Origin of the sequence: Brevundimonas denitrificans (assembly GCF_030160755.1) — a bacterium.
Taxonomy (GTDB): domain Bacteria; phylum Pseudomonadota; class Alphaproteobacteria; order Caulobacterales; family Caulobacteraceae; genus Brevundimonas; species Brevundimonas denitrificans.
Genome location: NZ_BSOY01000129.1, coordinates 1 through 2,563, shown reverse-complemented (window position 1 = coordinate 2,563; position 2,563 = coordinate 1). Strand labels below are relative to the sequence as shown.

The 2,563-nt window shown below is 69.6% G+C and carries 2 protein-coding genes; both read left to right on the top strand.

Features of this window, described 5'->3' with window-relative positions:
* Positions 1–78 precede the first annotated feature (78 nt).
* A complete protein-coding gene (locus QQJ79_RS15195; RefSeq protein WP_284223769.1) occupies positions 79–597 on the top strand; it encodes a hypothetical protein in 519 nt (172 codons plus the stop codon).
* The coding region (gene mrdA / locus QQJ79_RS15190; protein ID WP_284223768.1) for a penicillin-binding protein 2 at positions 594–2,563 on the top strand (1,970 nt) is incomplete at its 3' end. The genes QQJ79_RS15195 and mrdA, both read left to right, overlap by 4 nt.

Sequence of the window (2,563 nt, the reverse complement as noted above, 5' to 3'; positions counted from 1 at the left end):
GGCCCCTGCGCCGGCGCCCGCCCGGCCCGCCGACCAGCCCGCCGCCCAGCCCGCCGCCCCTCCGCCCGGAGGGACCGAATGAGACGCCCGGTCGCGGTCCGTGTCATCGGGCCGGTGCAGTGGATTGTCATTCCGGCCCTGGTCACGGTCGCCGTCACCATCCTCCTCGCCACGCCGGTCGAATTGTTCGGTCTGAACCTGCCCGAGCCGGTCATTCCCATGGTGCTGGCCTTCTCCTGGCCGCTCATCCGCCCTTCGGTCACAGCCCCGCTGGTGCTGGCCCTGCTGGGACTGATCCTCGACGTCCTGACCTATGGCCCGCTCGGCCTGTGGGCCCTGGCCCTGCTGGCCATCTATGCGGTGGTGCTCGCCTCGCGCAGCTTCCTGATCGGACAGGATACCGCCGTCCTGTTCGCCTGGTACGCCGCCTGCTGCGCCCTGGCCTTCCTCATGGCCTATCTGGTGGTCACCGTGATCGCCCATAACCCGCCCAGCATCCTGGCCCTGATCGGCCAGGTCGTGCCGACCCTGCTGCTCTTCCCGTTCGCCGACCGGATGATCGAGCGGTTCGAGGACGGCGACGTGAGGTTCCGATGAGTTCGGAACCCTCCATCTTCTTCTCCGACGTCAATGAGCGTCAGGGCTCCTTCCTGCGCCGCACCTTCGTGCTGGGCGGCCTGACCACGCTCGGCGGTCTGGCCCTGACCGGCCGTCTGGCCCAGCTTCAGGTCATTCAGGCCGGCCAGTACGCCACCATGGCGTCGAACAACCAGTTCAACTTCCGTCTGGTGCCGCCCCCGCGCGGCCGCATCCTCGACCGCGACGGCGTGGTCATCGCCGGCAACCGGCCCAGTTTCCGGGTTCTTGTTGTGCGCGACGAGACCAAGGATCTGGACCAGACCCTCGACCTCCTGGGCCGACTGCTGCCCGACACCATGGACCGGCGCCGGTCCATCATCCGCGAGGTCAACGCCGCCCCGCGCTTCTCGCCGGTCCCGGTCAAGAGCGACCTGACCTGGGAGGAGTTCGCCCGCGTCAACCTCTACGCCAACGAGCTGCCCGGCGTCATGGCTGACATGAACGAGGCCCGCTACTACCCGTTCGGCGGCGCCTTCGCCCACGTCATCGGCTATGTCGCCAAGCCCAACGACCGCGACATCAAGGCCATCGAGGACCGCGGCGAGAAGGTCCCGGAAATTCTCTACAACCCCGGCTTCCGCATCGGCCGCCAGGGGGTCGAGAAGTCGTTCGACACCGATCTGCGCGGCGAGGCCGGCGGCAACCGGGTCGAGGTCGATGCGCGGGGCAGGGTGGTGGCCGAGGACATCGGCGGTTCGAAGCCGGCCGTTCCGGGCAAGGACGTTGTCCTGACCCTCGACGCCGACGTCCAGAACCGCGCGCTGGAGGTCTATGGCGAGGAATCCGGCGGCTGCGTGGTCATGGATGTCCGCAACGGCGACATCCTGTGCATGGTCTCGGCCCCGTCTTTCGACCCCAATATGTTCGTCGGCGGCGTGCCGTCGCGGATCTACGGCGCGCTCCGGGACTATGAGCGCAAGCCGCTGCTGGACAAGGCCATCTACGGCAGCTTCCCGCCCGGCTCGACCTTCAAGATGACCACGGCGCTCGCCTTGCTGGACGCTGGCGTCAATCCGGCCGAGCGTGTCCCCTGCAGCGGCGGCTATCGCTACGGCAACCGCACCTTCCGCTGCTGGAAGCGCGGCGGGCACGGCGCGATGGACATGCACAACGCCATCAAGAACTCGTGCGACACCTATTTCTACCACATGTGCAACCGCGCCGGCGTCGACCGTATCGCCCGCGTCGCCGAGGATCTGGGCTTCCACCAGGTCTATGAGATAGGCATCGGCGGGCAGAGCCGGGGCACCATGCCCAGCCGGGCCTGGAAGGCCGACTACGCCCGCCGCACCCGCAATCCGCATCCGGACGCCGGCACCTGGTATCCGGGCGAGACCCTGTCCGTCGCCATCGGCCAGGGCGCGGTTTCGACCACCGCGCTGCAACTGGCCGTCATGACCGCCCGCATCGCCAACGGCCGCAAGGCCATCACGCCGCGTCTGGTCCGGTCCGTGGGCGGCGTGGACAGGCCTTCGGGCGCCGCCGTCCCCGACCTGCCGTTCAGCCAGGAACACCTCAATATCGTCCGCGCCGGCATGGCGGCCGTGGCCAATGATGTCACCGGCACGGCCTATCGAGCTTCCCAGCTCGGCCTCGGCGACATCCAGATGGCGGGCAAGACGGGCACGGCCCAGTCGCGCGACTACGGCTCGGGCTCCCGCGGCCCGCGCGACGCCGTCTGGAGCCGCCGCGACCACGCCCTGTTCGTCGCCTTCGCCCCGCATGACGCGCCGCGCTACGCCATCGCCCTGATCATCCAGCACGCCCCCTCGGGCGGCGCCGCCGACGCCGCGCCCAAGGCTCGCGAGATCATGAAGACCGTCCTGCTCAAGGATCCCGACATGCGCGCCCGGATCGAGCGCCCCCTGCCGCCCGAAGCGGTCGCCCCCGCCGGCGCGGACGAGGGCGAACTCGGCGCCGGGCC